The organism is Gorillibacterium massiliense (assembly GCF_000455485.1).
Taxonomy (GTDB): domain Bacteria; phylum Bacillota; class Bacilli; order Paenibacillales; family NBRC-103111; genus Gorillibacterium; species Gorillibacterium massiliense.
In genome coordinates this window covers 47,599-67,136 of record NZ_CBQR020000071.1, presented here as the reverse complement: position 1 = coordinate 67,136, position 19,538 = coordinate 47,599, and the positions used below count along the sequence as shown (strand labels likewise).

The window sequence follows — 19,538 nt, the reverse complement described above, 5'->3', positions numbered from 1 at the left end:
TGACTACTCTTCAGCGAGAGGGAACCGGACGATAGCTTCGGTTCCTTTTCCGATGGCGCTGCGGAATTCAAGGGTTCCTTTCATCAATTCAATGAGCCGAAAGGTTACCATGAGCCCCAGGCCGGTGCCTTTCGTCTTGGTGGAAAAATACGGTTCTCCCAGTTTGGCGATTTGGTCCTCACACATCCCCTCCCCGTTATCCTTAATTCGAATGACCACCGTATTTGCTTCCGCCCATGCATCGATTTCAATGATTCCCTCGTCTCGCAAGGACTCGATGCTGTTCTTGATCAAATTGATGAACGCTTGTTTGAATTTCGATGGATTGCCAAGGATGTGGAGGTTTTCCGGAACACGAACGCGTAGAACCCCTTGATGCATGGCGACCATTGAACACATGATCGTTTCGATCGTGCTTAGTTCCTGCCGCAAATCAATCCGAACGACAGTATCCAGCTCAGGCTTGGCAAAGGTCAGAAAATCGGTAATGATCGCCGAGGCGCGGTCCAATTCGTTGATCGCCATCTTGAAATGCACTTTGCTTTCTGCGTCCGACTTGTTCGAGAGCAACTGCAGAAATCCCCGCGTGACCTGCATCGGATTGCGGACCTCATGTGCGATGGAAGCAGCGAGATCGCTGAGGATCTTAATTTTCTCTGCTTTTTGAATCTGGCGGTTATGCAGCTCAAGTTCTTTCGAGTAGGACAACAGCCTTTTATAATCCGCCGATATCCGGCTGGCCAAAAGGACGATGAGAGTGGCGATCATGCACACAACACCGATTTTCCAATAGAAAAAGATATGCCTTTCCTTGCTAATAAAGTAAAGGACAAGGTCGGTGACACCGGATAGAGCGAGCAAGAAAATGCCTGTCGATAAAATGACAGAATCTTTGTTTCCCTTGAATGCGTTGATGATCGACAGAATGATAAATAGCACCAATTGAAGCAATATCATAGGGGCCATAATCCAGAGAGTAAACAGTTGGTAGTAAAAAAAGATCGGTTCGCCTATGAGATTATATAAAATCGTCAAGATGAAGCAGAAGGCAAAATAACCATTCAGCCAAAAGCCGACCTTTTTGAGAATGACATAGTCCCCTTCAAAAATAGGAATAACGAAATAGTAGAGAGTTGGGAACAGCACGTCCATCGAGAGATCGAACAGCAGCATCAGCGGTTTTCCGATTCCCGGGTAAGAAATAAATGGAAAGGCGGAATAGGATCCCATGAGGATCCCGGTTGATAAAGCAATCAGGCTTAGAGCAATCCAGGAGCTGCGTTGCTTTCGGTTCAAGTACCCTGAGCATAACAGCATGATGAGACCCAGAAAGGCGATGGAAGCGCCCAAAAGAACATCAGGCAATTCCCTGCGGTCAGAATAATTGGACAAGCTGCTGAATTCTCCGATATGAATAACGCTGTTTGGTCCTGCTTGTCTTTTCGATTCTATTCGGACAAACAGATCCGAAGCGTCGGACTTTATGGAGAGCGGAAGGAGCAGATGGTTTTGCTCAACATAAAAATCCCGCTTGGACTGATAAACCAGTCGGTTGCCTTCGTAGACGGAAATGTTGAGCCCATAAAACCGGTCAACCATCAATCCCGGACTCATCCACTGTGTCGTTGGTGGAATCTGAATGTGAACCCATACGCCGACGACGCCATCCGGGATGGCCGTCTGGGGGTTGTCAATCGTTCGGGATTGCCATGAACCGGTCAGTGACGGGGTTTGCTGCTTCGGTTCATCTTCTTGAATCCATCGAACACTCCATTCTTTTATGGGGGTCTCGGGAAAATCGGTGAGAGCGGATTTGGAGCTTATTAGGAAAAGGGTTATTACTGCCGTTGCGCAAACCAACAGAAGAACCGAGGTGAAGCGAGTAATTTTCATAATGCACCTCGAGCGATGATGAATTGCAAGATCTGTAAAATACAAAATTCGGCATTTTTCGCAAGAATCCTGTATTTGCTTGACAAAATTAAAGACACCCGGGAAGGGTGTCTAATTTACGTGATGATAGGACTGATGGGAACATGCATAACCTAATCGGATTTGGCTGAGTTCGCCAAGGAATGGTTCATTCCCGGATTAGTCTCTGGTTCATGCCTTCATCCGCGCCATTTTTCGGCTCAACAAAACCCCATGGATGATGACCAACATGCTGCACACCATGGCCATGGCCTGATCAGATTGATCGCTTCCCGTAAGCAGATCAAAACCGCCATGCCACAGAATGACCGGAACGATGCTGAAGCGGCTGCCTTGACACAGCCAGGCGAGCAGAACCGAGCCATAGGCAAGGCTGATGGCCCAGCCGAAGACACCGGGTCCCATATGCATGTAGGTCTCGTTAAACCAAAAAGCAGGCAGATGCCAGAGCATCCAGATGCCCGCCACGATCAAGGCACTGTTCATGAGGGAGAAGCGCTTGTGCAATTCCGGCAGCAAAAAGCCCCGCCACCCCGATTCTTCACCAAATCCAAAGGTCAGAATCAAAACGAGCATTGTTCCCCATACGTTCAACCCCGGAAGCTTGTCGGTTAAGCCAAACTGGCTCCAGATCGGCCACGCTCCGGTAATCAGCCGGTGAGCGGTTATTCCGACGATACCGTAAACCGCCGCCATCGCAGCCACAATCCCCAGCCACCGCGGCGCAAAACGGAATGAATAGGCTCTTGCCGCCCATTGGCGGACACCCGTTCGTCCTGCCACCATGAAAGAAGCGATGGCTGCACCCAAAAGCGGACCAAAGGAACCTAAGTAAAATTGATATTTCAAAACAGGCAAATCCGCGTCCCACTGCCGATTCAGCAAGAGCGGCAGCCACAGCAGCCAGGTTATGCCATACGACATGCCAACAAATATCCAAAGTTTTTTCTTATTCATCGCTTTCTCCTCCACCCGGCTCCGGTCGCTCAGCATTCACTCTCCACTTTGTTCCCCGGCATCCCCAAGCAGTTTCAATGCCTCGTCTGCCCAATCCAGATAAGCTTTATAGATGCGCTCCCCAAACAAAACGGTGATATAGAAAAACAAGTGATCCTGTTCCTTGCCTAAAACCCGTTCCAGATTCCCCTTGAACATTTCAATCATTTTTAAATTTTCAGTGTGGCGAGCTTTAAACGCATCGATTCTCTTTGCGCTATCTTCTCGGGGAACCAATTGCCCAAAAAAGAGCTTAAGCAGAATTTCGTACTTCGTATACTCCTTCTGCTCCGGCAGCTTCAGCCACTGGATCAAGACTTCCCTGCCTGCTTCGGTAATGGAGTAGAGATTTCGTTCCGGGCCTTTCGTTTCTTCGCTAACCCGCTTCGTCACCAAACCCTCTTGTTCAAGCTTGCTAAGAGTGGGGTAAATCTGGCCATAGCCGATTTCCCAAAAGCTGCTGATCATGAAATCGGCTCTCTTTTTGATGTCATATCCACTCAAGTCCTCATGATTCAGAAGTCCAAGAATGATATAAACGGACGTGTTTTCTTTCGCCATCGGTATCCTCCTTCTGCTCCCAGCCAGGCACAATATGGATAAATCATCCACCTGAATCAGGTATATCATTTTGATATAGATGTGTCAATTAGCTACTCCGCAAAAACAAAAAGGAGCAGGAAGCCGTTTAGCTTCTCACTCCTCGGTGACATCTACTTTTCATCAAAAAGTCGGCTGTGCTAGTGCTTTAACAGAGAGAAAAAAACAAACAAAAGCGCCTCCCCCGTTCATAGCTGGCTCTACTCAACCAGCTTAGTACGGGGAAGGTGATATCCTTACGGAACTCTGCCGATTAACTCGACAGCCCTCCAACCATTATTTTCAAAATCTCTTTGTCCGTCTCTTTCATCCCAACGCTGGCCATTCGACCGATGTTGCTGATCGTATTGTCCACGTCTTTCGAAACCAGACCGTCGCCATCTACAAACTGCTTGCCGTTTTTGGACATTTTGAAGCCCAATATTCCGGCATCCACGGCCTCCGCTATCTTGGCCGCACAGGAGGATTTCGCCCCATCGCAGACCATCCCGGAGATCATGGCAAGGGAGTTGACGATCGTGTGGGCTATGGACTCGTAATCTCCGCCGTGCAAGAAAGCAATTCCCGCTCCAGCCCCGCACCCGGCACTCACTACTCCGCAAAAAGCCGATAGCCGGCCAATCCCCGTTTTTTGATGAATGGTCACCAAGTTGGAGACGACTAGTGCCCGAATCAGCTCCTCATCGCTGGATCGCAGCTCCTTGGCGTACTCGATGACAGGCAAAGAGGCCGTCATTCCTTGATTCCCGCTGCCCGATACAATGACCACCGGCAGCTCACACCCGTTCATTCTGGCATCCGAGCCTGCCGCCGCCGCGGCTTTGGCGAGGTTCGTAATATGGCCGCCATACTCCTTCAGCAACACTTTGCCGATGCTTGCTCCCCAATCCCCCGTGAGGCCTTCTTGAGAGATCGTCGTATTGAGGGCAATTTGCCACAGAATGATACCCTCGACCGCGGAAATATCAACTATACTGGAAAACTCTACTATATCCTGCACATTCAACAGCGTACGGTCGTTTCGATCATACGGGTTGTTGCCGTTTGACTGGGATTGGTAAACCACTTCACCGTCTTTTTCGATGAGCGTAATGTTCGTATGGTAGTCCTCGATCACAAGACGCACCTTCGAATGACACCCATGCAAGAGGATGCTTATATAAAAAATCTTCTCATTCCCCGCTAGCGTTACCTCAATAGGATAACTGCTTAAATAGTCCGCAATGGCTGTTTTCTCAGCTGCGGTCACCTGCGAAAGCACTTCAAGCTTCGCCGCCGCCTTTCCCGCCACAACCCCTGCCGCAAGGGAAGCTTCGATGCCTTTGAGCCCGTTGGTATTGGGAACGGTGACACTTTTGACGTTCTTGATGATGTTCCCACTGACTTCGATATTGCTTTGAATGGGAAGCTCGCCGAGCACTTCTCTCGCCTTGGCCGCACCATAGGCAATGGAGATCGGCTCTGTGCAGCCCATGGCTGGAACGAGTTCATCATGCAGAATGGATAAATAAGATTGGTAGAGATCGCCGGTTTTGTCCATGACAGATGCACCTCGCAACAATACGGTCATAAATAACAGGATTAAATATCCTTATTTATGCATTTTTCTCGCACGGGGCGCAAGGAATTTTTTAACTGGCTAAATTCCGATTTCCTGCATTTTCTCTGCGACTTTCTTTATCCTGCCTTCCATATCGCTACCGCTGACTTTGGACAGCCCCATCTCACTGACGATTTGCCCGTCGCGCATAAACAGAACCCGCTCCGCCCGTGCCGCAACCTTGGCATCGTGAGTGACGAGCATAATCGCTGTACCGTCTGCATTGATAGCAGAAAAGAGGTCCATAATCTCCTCCGCCGATTTTGAATTAAGCGCACCTGTCGGCTCGTCGCCGAAAATAATCTCCGGATCGCTCATAAGAGCCCGGCAAATTCCCGCACGCTGAAGCTGTCCTCCCGAAACCTGAGTGATATCGCGGGTTTCCAGCCCGGCAATGCCCGTCTTTTGCATGAGCGACTTTGCTTTTTCTGTCACATTCGCGGCGTTTTTCCGATTGTCGCGCATCGAGGGTAGGATGATGTTGTCGAGAAGATTCAGGTTTTTCAACAACGTCGGTTGCTGAAAAACAAACCCCATTTTCGTTCTACGGATATCCGAAAGCTCTTTATCCTTAAGGACCGATAAATCTTTTCCGTCAAAAGCGACCTTGCCGCCGTCAACGCCGTCCGTACCGCTTAGCGCAAACATCAGCGTCGATTTTCCCGAGCCTGATGGCCCCATAACCGCAACGAATTCGCCCTCGTTTATTTCAACGGACACTCCGTCGAGAACCTTGCTTTTTTCGTTGCCCTTGCCGAAGGATTTTACGATATTTTCACCAACGATTATCTTTTTCATAGGCTACTCCTTTATATGTTCGGAAATTTTGATCTTCCCCGTGCCGGTTGTGCCGATTATGGTTGCGATAAGGACCGAGCCTATCATTAGCAGCGGACAAAACAGATAGGCCGTAAGCGGATTGACCACAAACTGAAACGACGACGCTCCAAACGATGAGATTACCATACCTGCTAGAAACTGCCCGAGAGTATTTGCCATGAGCGTGCCCACCACAATTCCGATGATCAAAACAAATACGGAACGGGAAACATACTGGGCCTGCATATCCGAGTTGGTAAAACCGAAGGCTTTCATCACGGCAGTCGAATATCTGTCCTTCTCGACAAGCATTTTCATGAACATCAATGTCACCAGTACCGTAATGATCAGCGCAACCGCAATGGCAGCCTTGGCGGCTTTGCCAACAGAGCTCATCGTCGAACCAAAGGTCTGGGTAATATATTCATCAATGTCCGATACTTTGGCAAAATCAAATGTATTCGCATATTCCGCAACCTTGCTGTCGACAAGAGAATGATCCGAAAGCTTCGCACAGATAATGCTCCACATGACGTCGGCGGTTTGATTGGAGAAAACCGCTTTTGCGGTTTTGCCGCCGTTGGTGATGTCGGAATAAATGCCGCTTACCGTGAGTTTTTTCTCCTTCCCCTCAATCACCAGCGTAATGGTGTCTCCGACCTTTTTGCCCAGCTCATCGGCATTCATGGTCGATAGTGCCAATTCGTTTTCTGCAACGGGCGCCTTGCCTTTGGAATAGTTGACGGGGAACACCGAGTGGTCGCCCAGCTCAATCTTGATGCGTTCCTCCGAGCCGTCTTCCTTTTTGACATTGAATGTTTTAGTCGTAAGCACGACATATTTGGATATCGATCTGTCGCTCTCCATTGCTTTCGCAATATCCGCCGCTTTTTCGGAAATATGATCGCCCTGCTGGATGTCGATGCGCATGTCGCTTTTTCCAATCCCCATATAGGTAACGAAATCTTTGGAGGAAATCGTGTTGTACAGATTCTGCGGAACAATCATGATAAACGCGGAAATCACAAGCACAGCAAGCATGGTGGCGTAAAGCCTTTTCCTAGAGAGGACATCCTTGATCCCGAGAAAAAGATTCGGATGAAGCAAACGGGTTTTGCTTAAGCGGAAACCCTTTGCACCGGCGGATTTTTCCTGAGATATACCAAACCGAATTGCCTCCGCTGCGGATATTTTCCGAAAGCGCCTCAGCACGACGTTCACATAGGCGATGATGGCAAGAAACACCACCACTTCGCCCACGATCCCGAAAAGCAGGGCAGTCGCCGATTTGCCGCTTTCCCCCATGTAAAGCCGTATGTTTTCAAGTAGAGCACCTCTGAACGCAAATGAAAGCCCAAATCCGAGAATACTGCCGACAGCCGCAATCGCTGCATATTTGGCCAGGTAGATTTTCTTTATGTCCGAAACCCGCAGACCAATGGCTTTCATTACGCCTATTTCGCGGTAGTCGTCCTCGATTTTCGCCAGAAGCGTGAAGCGAATGCACATAAACGCGATGGCCACGACAAGCACGCTTATCAGAAGGATGACCGCAATCATAAGACCGTCGGAAATGGCGTTAAGCGTTCTAAAAAGCGGATAGGTAATCGTCGGCCCGTTTGCTTCAAGGCCTGCAGAAGTGTAAGCATTCGTAAATGCGCCAAGTTCAGAAAGATTCTTTAATCTGAACTCTATCAGATATTCAAGACTTCCGAAGTCCTTGAGTTCCTTATAGTCATGTTCGCTTACAAGAAATCTTTTTGATGAAGCGAGCAGCGAATTCATCTGCGAATCCCGGAGAAATCCCGCAACGGTAAATTTCTTTCCGGCTATCACCGCCTCGTCACCGACCTTAGCGATGCCGTCCTTCATATAAGGGATCGGAACATAAACCTCTCCATCGGATGGGTGGATCACGTTACCGTCAAGATCAAGGAGATAATCGAAGGTTTTGCTCTGGGTACTGAATCCGTTGTCCTGAAGATTGTCCGCAAGGGAGTTCCCGCCAATTACAATTCGCGCACCCTCGACATTGAGAAAATCTTGCACCTGATAGTCCTCGACGTTGCTGTTCATTTTCGCGAAAGTCTCAAGCCGTGCCCTATCGATTGTGCCTGAATGCATCTGCATAAAATGCGGAGTTTTGGCCTCAGTCATCAACGTATCGATCGCACCGAACAAATGGATCACAAGCACAGCCGCGAGAGAAACAAGCATTGCTGCTGCAGCGACAAAAATCATGGTTGCCAGCGATATCGCCTTGCTCTTTAAAAAATCAGAGCGGATTATTCTGTAGAACATATCCTTCACCTCTATCTTCTAGCCGATTGACCGATTTCACGGCGGACAGAACGACCGCTGTCACGCACAACAGGATTCCTGCAATAATGATGAGCAATCCCGTTCCTCTGCCGTTGCCTGTACCGGTGACCCTGCCCACACTGTCCGCAAGCACTCCGCCTTTCAATAGCATTGGTTTGAACACATAATCCGCAAGCACACCCGATACCGCATAAGCGACAACAAATCCAAGCTGGGAAATGACACCGATAAGTCCCCACGCTCTGCCTTGAACGGAGTTTTCAATATTCGTGCGAAGTAGGAAATCAATACTTGTGTTTGCAAAAGGGAGCATCGCAAAAAACAGAAATCCGGAAACGCAGATCAGTACCATATTTTCTCGCAGTCCGAACACCATCATAAAGATTCCGGCAAAAAACAGCGAAATCCAAAGCATTTTCGTATAGCCCCGTTTTATCGAAAACATACCGATCAGCACGCTTGTCACCAGCATCCCGGAGGCAGCAATGGTTACAGCCGTTCCTAGCGCAGCGCTATCCGAAAACGCAAGGACCATCGGCGTGGAGAGCATTTCGATAAAACCTAGAAAGAAAGTCACCACCGATGTCATGATTACAAGAACAAGCACGCCCTTGTTCCCGGAAACGGCTCCCCAGCCATCTTTGAATTCATGGATGAACGATTTGGTCTGCTCGAATTTCTTGGAAACAAGACCATTGCGAACAGCAAGAATAGAAACAACGGTGACTAAAAAGGTGCAAATATCGATGATCAAGAGCAGTTTTATATCCGCAACTCTGAGCAAAAATCCCGCAATGATAGGTGAAATTAAATATTTAGACGACCCTGCCACCTGAACAAGGCCGCTTGCCTTCGTATATTGCTCTTCGGTTAGCAAATCCGTAATCGTTGCTCTGTAGGCGGGATCAAGCAGCGAAGAAAAGATCGAGCTGACGGTCACGCCCACGCAGATTTGCCAGAGGTGCGCTTCGCCTTGAAGCAGGCAGATCAGAATATATACGAGGCCTACCACGGAAAGGCTGTCTCCCAGAACCATGAGCAGCCTGCGGTCATAACGGTCCGCAAGCACTCCCGCCACCGCGCTCAAAAGCAGTGACGGCATAAACGCCAACAAGGTGACAAGCGCCATGGCCGAGGCTTTTCCTGTCTGCTGATAAACATAAACGCCCAGCCCGAAGGCAGTAAGCCCGCTTCCGATCGCGGACACAAACTCTCCCGACCAGAGGAGAAGAAATCTGTTGAAGGATTTGCCCGCACTATTCATGGCCGTCACCCTCTCCGCCAGTGAACATTTGCATCACGAACATAAGACTGCCGCTTTCGGCGCCGAGCAGCCGTTCCACGTTGAAAACAAACGCCTGTATACGTGTTAACCGTTCCTCATCCGTCAACTCGACCATATCGCCGTCAAAAACGGCATTCGCATAAGCCACTACCATTTCCATGCACTCGTAGGGGAATGGCGTTTTAAACAACCCTTGTTCAATGCCCTCGCGGATGAGATCCGCCAGGATCGGGACAACGCCGTTCAGGATGGCCCGTTGGATTTTCTGATGCATGAGTGCGTTCTGCGGCTTATGGATGTGCTCCATAATCTCCTCTCCACTCCCGCCGCTCATATTAAGCGCCATGACAGCCCGAAGAATGCGTACATTTACAGGTACACTCTTCTCCGCCGCGATTTCCCGAGCTGCGTCTAATAAGCGGACATTATAACGCTCAATTAGAGCGTCCATAATATCCTCCTTCGACTTGAAATGATAGTAAAGCGTCCCTCTGGCAATTCCGACTTTTTCGAGAATATCGTTGGTACTCGTGCCGTCAAAGCCTTTTTGGCTAAAAAGCTCATCTGCTGCATCAAGGATCTCGTTCCGGCGTTCTTCCGCTTCTTTAACGATTCTCATATCTCCACTCCTTTTTTACCGACCGACTGTCTATCGGTAATAGTAATGTACCATTAATTGAATGTCAAGGATTATGTTCCAATTTTCACAAATTGATTGAAATCGTCTCTGACATTACTTTTGAAATTGTTGTACTATATATTTGTGTGAAACTTCGTTTCATCAAATGAAACAATATCAAGGCAATGAATGGAGGTCTTGCCCATGCCCATCAACTTTCACGATGCACGGAACCGAATGACCTACACAACGAGAACGGCAGACGAATCGTGGAGATCCTTCATGAGGGAAACCGTCGATGTACGGAATAAGCGGATTGCCGATATCGGCTGTGGTGGAGGCATTTACACAAAGGCACTGATCGAAATGGGCGCGGCTCATGTCATCGGCGTTGATTTTTCCAGTGAGATGTTAAAAGGGGCAGCCTCAACCTGCAAAGATATGCAGGACGTTTCCTTTTTGCAGGGAAACGCTTATGAGACAAAATTGCCCGCGAACATGACGGATATCGTATTGGAAAGAGGACTCATCCACCATTTGGATGACTTGGATGCTTGCTTCAAAGAAGCCTGCCGAATCTTGAAACCGGGCGGGGATTTTATCATTCAGGACCGAACACCAGAGGACTGTCTATTGCCTGGGAGCAAGCATAACATCCGGGGCCATTTTCCGGAAAAGTTCCCGCGGTTAATCGATTTTGAGATAGCCCGCAGGCATCACTCGGATCAAGTATCGCAGACGTTGGAGCGAAACGGTTTGCGGCTGTCCAAAGCATTTACCCTGTGGGAAACACGATGCATCTACACTGACTTCGATGAATTGGAAAACGAGCTGCTGAACAGATCCGGGCGCTCCATTCTTCATGAATTGACGGATACTGAGCTGCGGGAATTGATCGAATATATCAAAGAAAAACTCGATTCCGGCCAAGAACCGATCATCGAGAAAGATGCATGGACAGTATGGGCTGCCGTCAAAGCGTAACCGCTAAATACGGTAAATGCAGCAATTTTTGTCCTCTTTTCTTCCTACCAGTCTGCCATAATAAAGGGGAACATTTGTTGCTATAAATACTGCGAACAGCTGCCTCCTCCACTATAGCCGTGTTGGATGCTGCCAACGAATCGACTCGGAGGAATAGTAGATGAAGAAAGTGCCAGATGCCGTATTGAAAAAGTTATCCCTGCCTTACCAAGCCGATCCATCGGCATTATGTTACTTCAGCGGAGGCCACCCATGGTCGGACGGTGTGTTGTATGAATATGAAAAAGACGCAGTACCGCACATTTTGAAAGTGATGGAAATGCCTGCTGGTGAGGCTCAAGACAAGTTAACAGCCCTTGATGCCCGTCTCCAATTCGTCCGTTTTCTCGGTGACCGCGGAATCGCGATTGTCCATCCCGAACGGTCCGTGGAAGGGAAGCTTTTTACGGAAGAAAAAGAGGCGGACCGGTTGTATGTTTGCTACTCGTACCGCAAGCGGGAAGGCGTTCACATCTTTGAAACGCCCAGATCGGGACACGAAGCTTTATTCGCACGTTGGGGAGAAGCGATGGGCAGCATGCATGCCGCAGCCAAAGAGTATCCGGTATGGCGTCGGCTGCCGAATGATCCAGAAGGCAAAATTCTCGGATGGGAGCAGGAATGGAACGGGTTTCATGTCTGGTGTAAAGACGAAGCGGTGAAAGAAAGCTGGCGGAAGCTGAAAAACCGACTGGACAGCCTGCCTGTCGAACGAAACAGCTTTGGGTTTACTCACAATGATTTGCATATCGAGAACCTGCTCGCCCACGATGGAAACGTAACGGTTTTAGATTTCGATGTTTCCAACCCTCATTGGTTTGCCTGCGACCTGGCGACAGCCGTGAACAGCATTTTCACCTACGCCTCGGAGGGTAAATTCGAGCATCCTCCCATTGATCCCGAGCAGGTTAAACGTTTAGTTCGATCCTTTATTCGAGGCTACGAAAGCGCAAATCGCCTGGAACCCTTTTGGATGGAGCAGGTGAATACGTTTCTACAATATAGAAGAATCCTGCTCTTCATCGTCTTCTCGGAAGAGCTATCCCGCAACAATCCGGAGCATTACAAGGCTTGGCGGAAGCGCATTTTGGAAGACGCACCTTTCCCCGAGTATTTATAAGTATTGAGAAGTCGATTGAAAAAAGGGCTATCCCTAAGCCATATAATGGCTAGAGATGCCCTTTTTTGCACGCCTGCAGGCTGCTTATATTACGCCGTACTTCCTCAATAGATCTTTCAAAGTCAGGGCCCCCTCACTTCACTGCCGCTCTCCAAGCCTCCGAAAACTCTTTGAGTGTCGGGTACCGGCCCGCGCGACTTTCCTCCACCGCTTTTAGGGCAACTTGATAGAAAGGCGTGCTTATCTTCCATTTTGTGAACGTGCGATCCATCTCCCCTCCAAATAATGCAAAGGCAACAGCCCCCATTAGAAAAACGTTGGTGAGCTCGTCGATTGGCGCGCCAAGGGTGAACTCCTCCGGCGACATGAACCGGGATGATCCCCACATCCTCCCCATCGTATTGGTAACTGGGCGTTTCGCGTAAAAATCAATGTCGCATAGATAGGTACGGTTCGCGGCGAAATCATACAGGATACTGCCATCGTAAAAATCGATTGCCACATACCCCCGATTGATCACATGAAGGTGGAAAGCCAGGATGTCGTCGAAAATGCGCTCCATTGTACCGAGCGGCAGCTCCATGAATTTTGCCCGGGAAACGGGATACTGCTTTCCCATACACTCGGCATCCACCCAATCAAAAACGGCTGCGAATCCGCCTCCAACCTCCTCCGAAAACCGATATGCAATCAGATGAGGATGGGCTAAGTCCTGATAAACCGCTACAGCCCATTTAAGCCGTGCAATGGCGTCTGCCGGTTCTCCTTCATATTCCGCCGTTGGAGCGCCTGCGTATTTGACAAACAATTTTTTTCCGTCTCCTTCAGCGCCTTCAATACCTTCAATGCCTTCGACACCAAAGCAAATATTGCCGGAATCTTGATCATCAAACACCGTGAACACTTTTCCATACCGGCGCAAAAAGCCGAAGTCATAAGGGGTTTTCATTTTGAACGTGATGCCATCAATCGTTTGCGTTATCATCGCTTCCTCCAAATTGAACTTGAGGATTCATCCTTTTTCTTTCATCCCCATTATATCAACGGAATACGGCAACAGGATGCAATAGAATAAATAAGAATAAAAAGAACCGATCGGATCAGAGCAAATTGCTTCGATCCGGTCGGATCCCGTAAGTTCCTCTAGCAGAATCGTAACCTTACTTTCCGCTTTTTCCGTTGTTTTTCTTCCCGTTATTCTTCAAAACCACGTCGTAATTGTAAGGCACGCTGTTACTGGTGCCTTCTGGAGCAGCATACGTCGTCATCATGATGATGCGGTCGTATTTCGAGCTGTGGAGCAAGTCGCCAAGTTCAATGCGATCCGATTCCGACATATTGATAAGATCCGGTACGCGGATGACTTTTACCTGGTTATCGTGTCCTTTTGCTTTTTGCTTGTCATAGTTCTTCATGAGTCCGATGAATTCTACCTGATAATTCACATACTGGCCGGTAGCCTGCTCCAGGCTCGTAAAACCCGAGGTGTCGGTCATTGGATCGATCACGGTTCCATTTAACCTCAGATTGGACAAATACCACCCAGCTTCGTTATAGCCCCAGTCCGTCAAGTAGCGGAATCCAAGCAAAACCTTCTTCCCGGCATAGGCGGACAGATCGAACGTCTCCGTCTTCCAGCCGCCGGAGCTGCCCGTGAAGCCCGGCAGATTCGCCGCGATTTTCGGATAACCATTATCGGTTAAATCGCTGCGGGTATCTCCATTGGATAGCGAGGTCCAGGTCTTCCCGCCATCCGTGGACACTTGAACGACGCCGAAGTCCCACTGTTCCTCGATATTGTAGTTCGTATCGAAGCTGAGTTCGGGTGAGGTCTGACCGGTCAGATCCAATTCCTTGATCAAGAAATTGTCAGCCAAATCCCCTTGATTGCCCCAAAGCACCGTTCCGCGCTGGGGATCCGTCACCGGCGTCCAGTTGGTTCGCAGGAAGTCGAGCCCTTGGAAGATCAAATGATCAATCTTCGGATCCGGCGTGATCACTTTGAAATCAGTTCCCCAAGCGGGAGTGGTGTTGTCCGCCAAGACCGAAGTGGTAAAATCGGGAGTCAGGTCGATTGAGTTGAAATTGTAGGTGGAGGGATCGCCCTGATATCCGTTGTCCAGTACAACCGCCGTCATGTAATCGGCATATAGCTCGGCGAACGTTTTGCTGATACCGGCTTGCGCCAAAGCATCTTCAACGCCGCTGATGCCGGTGTGAGGATCATGGAACAGGGTCTTAATAAACGATTCGCCAAAATGATCGTACAAGTATAGCTCGAATAGATAAGCATTACCGTAATCAGAGAGAATTTGCAGATCCGTCTGGTCGCCCCATAGGGTAAGAGAGTTCCGAAGATGGGACATAAATGCATTCACATGGTCGATAGAGTGGCCATAACCGACCATGTACTGGGCGAAGTCGGATAAGCCTTCGTTGATGAAGCTTTCTTCGGCCGGATCGGTATCCCGGTGAAGCAAGTGCTGGAACTCGTGGGCGAATACGCCTTCGTAGAGATAAGGCTTTGCCGATTTCGGTCCGGTCCGGTTCAACCAATCGTAAGCGTCGACAGTCATGACGTTACGGTCGGCAAAATCGCTGATCGTTGGGGAGAAATAACCGGCAATGTAGCTTGGATAGTTCGGATTATAATAGCTTTGGTCCTTGATGTTGTCGATCAGAATGACGACGCGGCCGCTGTCATCCTTGTACAGGCCTTTATAGCCGTCTTCCCCTTTGCGTTCGGCAGGAGGTGCAAAATACTCGATTTCTTTAGGATAAATCCGGGTTTCGAATTCGTTCAGCAAATACTGAACCTGAGCGTCTGTGATTTGAACGAGGCCGTTTCGTGGATCCCCATTGGGAAAATTGAGATTGTTCGCCACCCACACTTCTCCGTAATTTCCTACGGCACGCAGGGTAAAATTAGTCAGTGAATACTGCCCCGTGTAATCGTTATTCGTCAACCATGGCTTGACAGTGCCGACATCCGCTTGCGTCAAACCCGCTGCGCCTAAGGAAGAGCCGGTCTTCGCCGAAACATTACTGTCAGTCAGGTCAAGCCGGCCTTCGGCTTTGACACTTTCAAGCGTGTCAGCCCTTAGCTTCGTACCGATATCCAGTACGCTGGGATTCGTGTTATAGCTTGCCTGCTTAGCCGACGCTGCAGATGTCGTAGCGGGTATTACCATGGCGCCGATCAGAATAAACGACGAAATCAGACTGAAAAGTTTGCGTTTAACCAAAAACATCTCCTCCTCTGATTGATGTGGCAAGCCCATAAAGGGCTATGTCACCTATCATAACAAGGAGGTAAATATTTGAAAGTGCCTCCACTACCAGACATTAACGTAATGTAACGACTTGAGCCTCACCACCTTTGACCCAGAAGCTGTCAAATTCCAGCATCTCAATTCGGCAAATAACTGCATTACATGCGCTGGGAAACTATCGATAGATAAAAAAGCCGCCCGGAATAACTGATCCGGGCAGCCTGATAGAAAAGACGGGTCGCTTCTCTTCTTCCTGCTGTAGACTCATGCTGACGTTTTTTGTCTATAACTATTTTAGTTTGAAATAAATGAAGCGGTCGTAGTAGTCCATATCGGAATCCGATTTTTGCAGAATGAAGTAGTTCGTTTCATTCTTGTATACGGTAATGATGATTTTCCCGCTTGCTTCGTAGGATTTGGATTCACCAGCAAGAACTTTGGAAGAAGGCAGGCTGTAGACAACATCGCTGATGTTATCGCTCAAAGAGCCGTCAAACCCATAATCTCTAACCCCGATGATGGATTTACCGGAGTCATTCGTTCTTACGCCCCAGTAAGAAGGCTCGAAACTGGCGAGATAGCCTTGACCAGTAGCACTCGAAGAGGTGCCTTTCGTTACCTTGGCATTATTGACCTTGAGGCTAACCGTCAACATCCGGTACTCAATCTCAGGATCGCTTTCCGGTTTCTTGAAGCCCAACTTAACGATATCATCTGCGGTGATAGTCTCCACTTTGTTGATCGTGAACGTGTAATCCACGTTCGTTGAATCTTCTTGTTTATAATGATAATAGTCATGATAGGTAAACGCAGTCCCCAGGCTTACGGGATCGCTCAAGGTGCCTTTGTTCTTGCTGGAAGCGCCGGTATTGGCTGTTTGAGACGGAGTGGTGCTCGGCGTCGGCTGCGGCGTATTGGACGGTTCAACCGTACTTCCCGGATCAGAATCACCGATGCTATTATCCTGAGTGCCCTTACCTGTGCTGATGATTACGGAATTGGTGGATCCATCCCACGTTACTGCGCCACCCATCGCTTCAGCCACGGACTTCGCCGGCACATAGGTATGTCCATTGTACATGATGGGATCCATCGCTCCCGTACTGTCCGCCAGCACCAGCGTTTTGCCGTCCACTTTAATCTTCACTGTCGGATCTTGAATCGCGCTGATTTTCTTCGACAGACTAGCCCCATATGCCCCGGAGGCCGCCCCAATTCCAATTGCCCCAATCAACAAACCAACTAGCAACTTCTTTGACTTCACGTTAACCCCTCCAATAACAGTAATGGCCATTTGCCAAAATTAAACAATACAATATTAGTTTATATTACAGAAAAGGATATAGCCACTCATAATTTGACAAATTTTTCACAATTCTAAGAGTTTTAATATCGAATGAAGTAGAGATACAGTTAGTAAAACCTATATGGTTACCAGCAAAAAGAGCAGGTGAGATCACCTGCTCTTTCTTTTATCCGATTCATTCCATTCCAAAATAATATCACGGACAAGCTCCGCCGCTTTTCGTTCTTCTTCCTCACATTGGGTTACTATTTCGCACATTTCTTTACGTATGGTTTCGTCATTCAATTTCACTTTATTGATACTTTCGCAACCTGCGCCCGGTGTTAAATCTACTTTATCAATATACTCGTACATCAAGCTATTGATTTTCCTTCCAAATATTTCCCATAATTCATTCAACGTTGTTTCGTATTGCGGATGGAACGCTTTTAATTGCAGCATAAATTGTCCGGCATAGAATCTTTTTTCGGCATAATCACACCACATGGGATCAATTAATGAAACATCATTATTGATTAACGGTTCGTTCTCCATCAATCGGTTTCTCCAGTCCAGAAAAAACTTCTCCGTCTTAAGCCTTTTTGCATTTCCCAAATATTCGCTTGCCTTTTTCAAACCGTTTATATAAATCTGTTTCAGATCGACAGGAATATTTGAACCAGAGCCTTCATCAATAAATATTACTTTTTGCGTTTTCCCGTACCAATCTCTGCATTTCGTTAGTACTGGCTGTGGATTATCGGAGAAATCAAAGGGAAAATAACCCCAATTCAATAAACACTCGCCATCATCTTCATATCCGACAATAGCCCCTCCAAAACAGCAATCCACAACATTTACGGCTATAACAGGCCTTTTGTTTCCTGCAATTTCATTTAGGATGCGTTCTCTCAATTCCACTTCCGGACAATAATTTTTGTCGCTTTGCCGCGTGGAATAGATTTTACACTTATACCCGAACTGATCAACAGCAAACTGAATACCATAATCTTCCGTGAGGGCTAGTCCCGCATTATATGTATCTCCGCACAGGTTTGCTAGTAAGGTGTAGGTTTGCATGGTATTCGAATTATGTCCTACATACTCCATATACGACCACATAGAGACCGGAAAATTCAACGTTATCGGACTCGGGGGCTTATTTTTCAATCGTTCCCCTGTCGGTTTTTTCTCCAAAAAATAGCTTCGTGCTTGAATGTTCATAGGCTTGCTGCTCTCCTTAAACATAAGTGTTGCTTTAGGACAAACATTAAGCGTAACAATAGCATTTCTCGCCTGTTTAGGAGTTGCTCCATGAAATTTCATAAACGCTCTGGAAAAGGCTTCTTGTGAGTCATAACCATACTTCACGGCAAGGTCCAGGATCCTTATATCAGAAGTACGGATCTCGTCAGCCGCTGCGCTCATTCTTCTGTTTCGAATATACTCAGCCAGTGGAATCTCCATACAGAATGAAAATACTCTCTGAAAATTGTAATTCGAGCAGCAAGCCAGTTTCGCTATTTCATCAAAGTCGATTGCTTCAGTTAAATGCTCTTCTATATAGTCAAGAATCTTTTCCATTCGTTTCATCCATGTCACTACTGTTCTGCTCCTTTCTACAGGGAGTCCTGCATTTTTTTGTCCATCGTACAGCTTAACTATAAATCACAGCAAAAGTGGATTTATGACTAATCTAGCCGGATATAATCAAATGTAAGTCCGATCAAAGTTCGCGAATCCTTGTGCTTTTCCCCTTAATCTTTTCGATTATTGCTAAGCTTAATCCTCTGCGATCAAATAACGCTGGAAAAAACAAAGTTCCTAACGGTGAAAACCGTATAGGAACTTTGCTTGTTTTTTCTGCATTTATTCCAATCTGCTTAGCATCTTACATATTTGCGTTTAAAGCCGAGTTGCCCTTTGTCGATGGCCTTTTGAATATTATCAGAGGCATTAATGAACTTGCTTTTGGGCTTGTCCTTATGAACTTCAACTGGCCCTACGGCCTTGGCGGTCTCAACCGCCAAATCGTGCAGCGGCACATAGGAGACGGCCACCGTGTAGATAAATTGATTCATCGCGAATTTGGCCCGTTCGGGTGCGTCGTGAATCGTGCGTTTCGCAAGTTCTAGCATCTCGGCCAGCTTGCTTGCGGCAAATTCGCTGTCCTTGCGATTGCCGAGCAGCCAGCAATAACAGCTCCAGCCCGCCGACATTTTTAGTTCCTCACCACTTGCGATCCATCGGTCGGCGACTTGCTGCGCGATATCCGTCTCCGCCAAAGTTACGGCGACCACGAAGTCGGACAGCATGTAAAAATAGGCCCCATCGATCCAACGTTCGAAATCCGCTTCGGTCATCGCTTTCGGGTCGGCAATGACTCCAGCAAAATACATAGCATCATAGTTCCCCGTAGCATATAACTGCTCAGCCAACGGTTGATCGTGCTTGTTCTTCTTGGCTATGGGCTTCATCTCACCCGTCGCCACGCCGAATAACGGTTCCCGCGCGCCATTGGAGATATAGATTTTCTTGGTGCGTTCCTTGCCGAGGGCTTCAAGCGCTTGCATAACCGTTTCGAAATCCATGGCTTTTTTCGCTCCCTTCCGTTCGGAGCCCGACTTCATGCAAATCCAGGCCGACTCGCCTTACTGCAAGTCTC

General features: G+C 48.0%; 15 protein-coding genes. 2 read left to right on the top strand and 13 right to left on the bottom strand.

The genetic code is table 11. The annotated features are described in order from the left end of the window. Positions 1 to 3: 3 nt before the first annotated feature. From TJ79_RS08095 to TJ79_RS08060, 8 genes are all read right to left on the bottom strand, one after another. Positions 4 to 1,893 carry a sensor histidine kinase gene (locus tag TJ79_RS08095; protein ID WP_052339394.1) on the bottom strand — a complete coding sequence of 630 codons (1,890 nt, stop codon included), beginning with the start codon at positions 1,891 to 1,893 and terminating at the stop codon, positions 4 to 6. A 210-nt stretch (positions 1,894 to 2,103) separates the two neighbouring features. Then, on the bottom strand, positions 2,104 to 2,889 hold the full coding sequence (locus TJ79_RS08090) for a type II CAAX endopeptidase family protein (protein ID WP_040949806.1): 786 nt from the start codon (positions 2,887 to 2,889) through the stop codon (positions 2,104 to 2,106). Between the two features lie 36 nt (positions 2,890 to 2,925). Continuing rightward, positions 2,926 to 3,489, bottom strand: a complete 564-nt coding sequence (locus tag TJ79_RS08085) for a PadR family transcriptional regulator (RefSeq protein ID WP_040949779.1) — start codon at positions 3,487 to 3,489, stop codon at positions 2,926 to 2,928. 292 nt (positions 3,490 to 3,781) lie between these two features. Next, complete coding sequence (locus tag TJ79_RS08080) at positions 3,782 to 5,068, bottom strand: L-cysteine desulfidase family protein (protein WP_040949778.1); 1,287 nt, start codon at positions 5,066 to 5,068, stop codon at positions 3,782 to 3,784. A 99-nt stretch (positions 5,069 to 5,167) separates the two neighbouring features. Then, the gene (locus TJ79_RS08075; protein ID WP_040949777.1) at positions 5,168 to 5,926 is read right to left on the bottom strand and encodes an ABC transporter ATP-binding protein; all 759 of its coding nucleotides are present in this window, start codon (positions 5,924 to 5,926) and stop codon (positions 5,168 to 5,170) included. A gap of 3 nt (positions 5,927 to 5,929) precedes the next feature. Then, positions 5,930 to 8,248, bottom strand: a complete 2,319-nt coding sequence (locus TJ79_RS08070) for an ABC transporter permease (RefSeq protein ID WP_040949776.1) — start codon at positions 8,246 to 8,248, stop codon at positions 5,930 to 5,932. Then, positions 8,223 to 9,533, bottom strand: coding sequence for an MFS transporter (locus TJ79_RS08065; RefSeq protein WP_040949775.1), 1,311 nt, complete (start codon positions 9,531 to 9,533; stop codon positions 8,223 to 8,225). The genes TJ79_RS08070 and TJ79_RS08065 overlap by 26 nt, the downstream gene beginning before the upstream one ends. Beyond that, complete coding sequence (locus TJ79_RS08060) at positions 9,526 to 10,173, bottom strand: TetR/AcrR family transcriptional regulator (RefSeq protein WP_040949774.1); 648 nt, start codon at positions 10,171 to 10,173, stop codon at positions 9,526 to 9,528. Before TJ79_RS08060 ends, TJ79_RS08065 begins: the two co-directional genes overlap by 8 nt. A 204-nt stretch (positions 10,174 to 10,377) precedes the next feature. Here TJ79_RS08060 and TJ79_RS08055 point away from each other — a divergent pair, with 204 nt between their 5' ends. Beyond that, positions 10,378 to 11,157, top strand: coding sequence for a class I SAM-dependent methyltransferase (locus tag TJ79_RS08055; RefSeq protein ID WP_040949773.1), 780 nt, complete (start codon positions 10,378 to 10,380; stop codon positions 11,155 to 11,157). 160 nt (positions 11,158 to 11,317) lie between these two features. Further along, positions 11,318 to 12,316, top strand: coding sequence for a phosphotransferase enzyme family protein (locus TJ79_RS08050; protein WP_040949772.1), 999 nt, complete (start codon positions 11,318 to 11,320; stop codon positions 12,314 to 12,316). A gap of 133 nt (positions 12,317 to 12,449) precedes the next feature. Here the strand turns inward: TJ79_RS08050 and TJ79_RS08045 are convergent, their stop codons facing one another. The 5 genes from TJ79_RS08045 to TJ79_RS08025 all read right to left on the bottom strand — a co-directional run bounded on the left by TJ79_RS08045 (position 12,450) and on the right by TJ79_RS08025 (position 19,464). Continuing rightward, positions 12,450 to 13,301: a serine/threonine-protein kinase gene (locus tag TJ79_RS08045; RefSeq protein WP_040949771.1), complete on the bottom strand. Its 852-nt coding sequence runs from the start codon at positions 13,299 to 13,301 to the stop codon at positions 12,450 to 12,452. A 175-nt stretch (positions 13,302 to 13,476) separates the two neighbouring features. Then, a complete protein-coding gene (locus TJ79_RS08040; protein WP_052339392.1) occupies positions 13,477 to 15,561 on the bottom strand; it encodes a M6 family metallopeptidase in 2,085 nt (694 codons plus the stop codon). Positions 15,562 to 15,877: 316 nt separating this feature from the next. Next, positions 15,878 to 16,852: a copper amine oxidase N-terminal domain-containing protein gene (locus TJ79_RS25805; protein WP_052339391.1), complete on the bottom strand. Its 975-nt coding sequence runs from the start codon at positions 16,850 to 16,852 to the stop codon at positions 15,878 to 15,880. Positions 16,853 to 17,044: 192 nt separating this feature from the next. Then, complete coding sequence (locus tag TJ79_RS25800) at positions 17,045 to 18,457, bottom strand: helix-turn-helix domain-containing protein (RefSeq protein ID WP_162162934.1); 1,413 nt, start codon at positions 18,455 to 18,457, stop codon at positions 17,045 to 17,047. A gap of 299 nt (positions 18,458 to 18,756) precedes the next feature. Continuing rightward, positions 18,757 to 19,464: a DNA alkylation repair protein gene (locus TJ79_RS08025; protein ID WP_040949802.1), complete on the bottom strand. Its 708-nt coding sequence runs from the start codon at positions 19,462 to 19,464 to the stop codon at positions 18,757 to 18,759. Between the last annotated feature and the right edge of the window lie 74 nt (positions 19,465 to 19,538).

Bases quoted from the DNA above. Each gene is read 5' to 3' on its own strand.
- TJ79_RS08025 (WP_040949802.1), bottom strand. From the start codon at position 19,464: ATGGATTTCGAAACGGTTATGCAAGCGCTTGAAGCCCTCGGCAAGGAA.
- TJ79_RS08095 (WP_052339394.1), bottom strand. From the start codon at position 1,893: ATGAAAATTACTCGCTTCACCTCGGTTCTTCTGTTGGTTTGCGCAACG.
- TJ79_RS08055 (WP_040949773.1), top strand. From the start codon at position 10,378: ATGCCCATCAACTTTCACGATGCACGGAACCGAATGACCTACACAACG.
- TJ79_RS08080 (WP_040949778.1), bottom strand. From the start codon at position 5,068: ATGGACAAAACCGGCGATCTCTACCAATCTTATTTATCCATTCTGCAT.
- TJ79_RS08060 (WP_040949774.1), bottom strand. From the start codon at position 10,173: ATGAGAATCGTTAAAGAAGCGGAAGAACGCCGGAACGAGATCCTTGAT.
- TJ79_RS08050 (WP_040949772.1), top strand. From the start codon at position 11,318: ATGAAGAAAGTGCCAGATGCCGTATTGAAAAAGTTATCCCTGCCTTAC.
- TJ79_RS25800 (WP_162162934.1), bottom strand. From the start codon at position 18,457: ATGGAAAAGATTCTTGACTATATAGAAGAGCATTTAACTGAAGCAATC.
- TJ79_RS08065 (WP_040949775.1), bottom strand. From the start codon at position 9,533: ATGAATAGTGCGGGCAAATCCTTCAACAGATTTCTTCTCCTCTGGTCG.
- TJ79_RS08075 (WP_040949777.1), bottom strand. From the start codon at position 5,926: ATGAAAAAGATAATCGTTGGTGAAAATATCGTAAAATCCTTCGGCAAG.
- TJ79_RS08085 (WP_040949779.1), bottom strand. From the start codon at position 3,489: ATGGCGAAAGAAAACACGTCCGTTTATATCATTCTTGGACTTCTGAAT.
- TJ79_RS08090 (WP_040949806.1), bottom strand. From the start codon at position 2,889: ATGAATAAGAAAAAACTTTGGATATTTGTTGGCATGTCGTATGGCATA.
- TJ79_RS08070 (WP_040949776.1), bottom strand. From the start codon at position 8,248: ATGTTCTACAGAATAATCCGCTCTGATTTTTTAAAGAGCAAGGCGATA.
- TJ79_RS08045 (WP_040949771.1), bottom strand. From the start codon at position 13,301: ATGATAACGCAAACGATTGATGGCATCACGTTCAAAATGAAAACCCCT.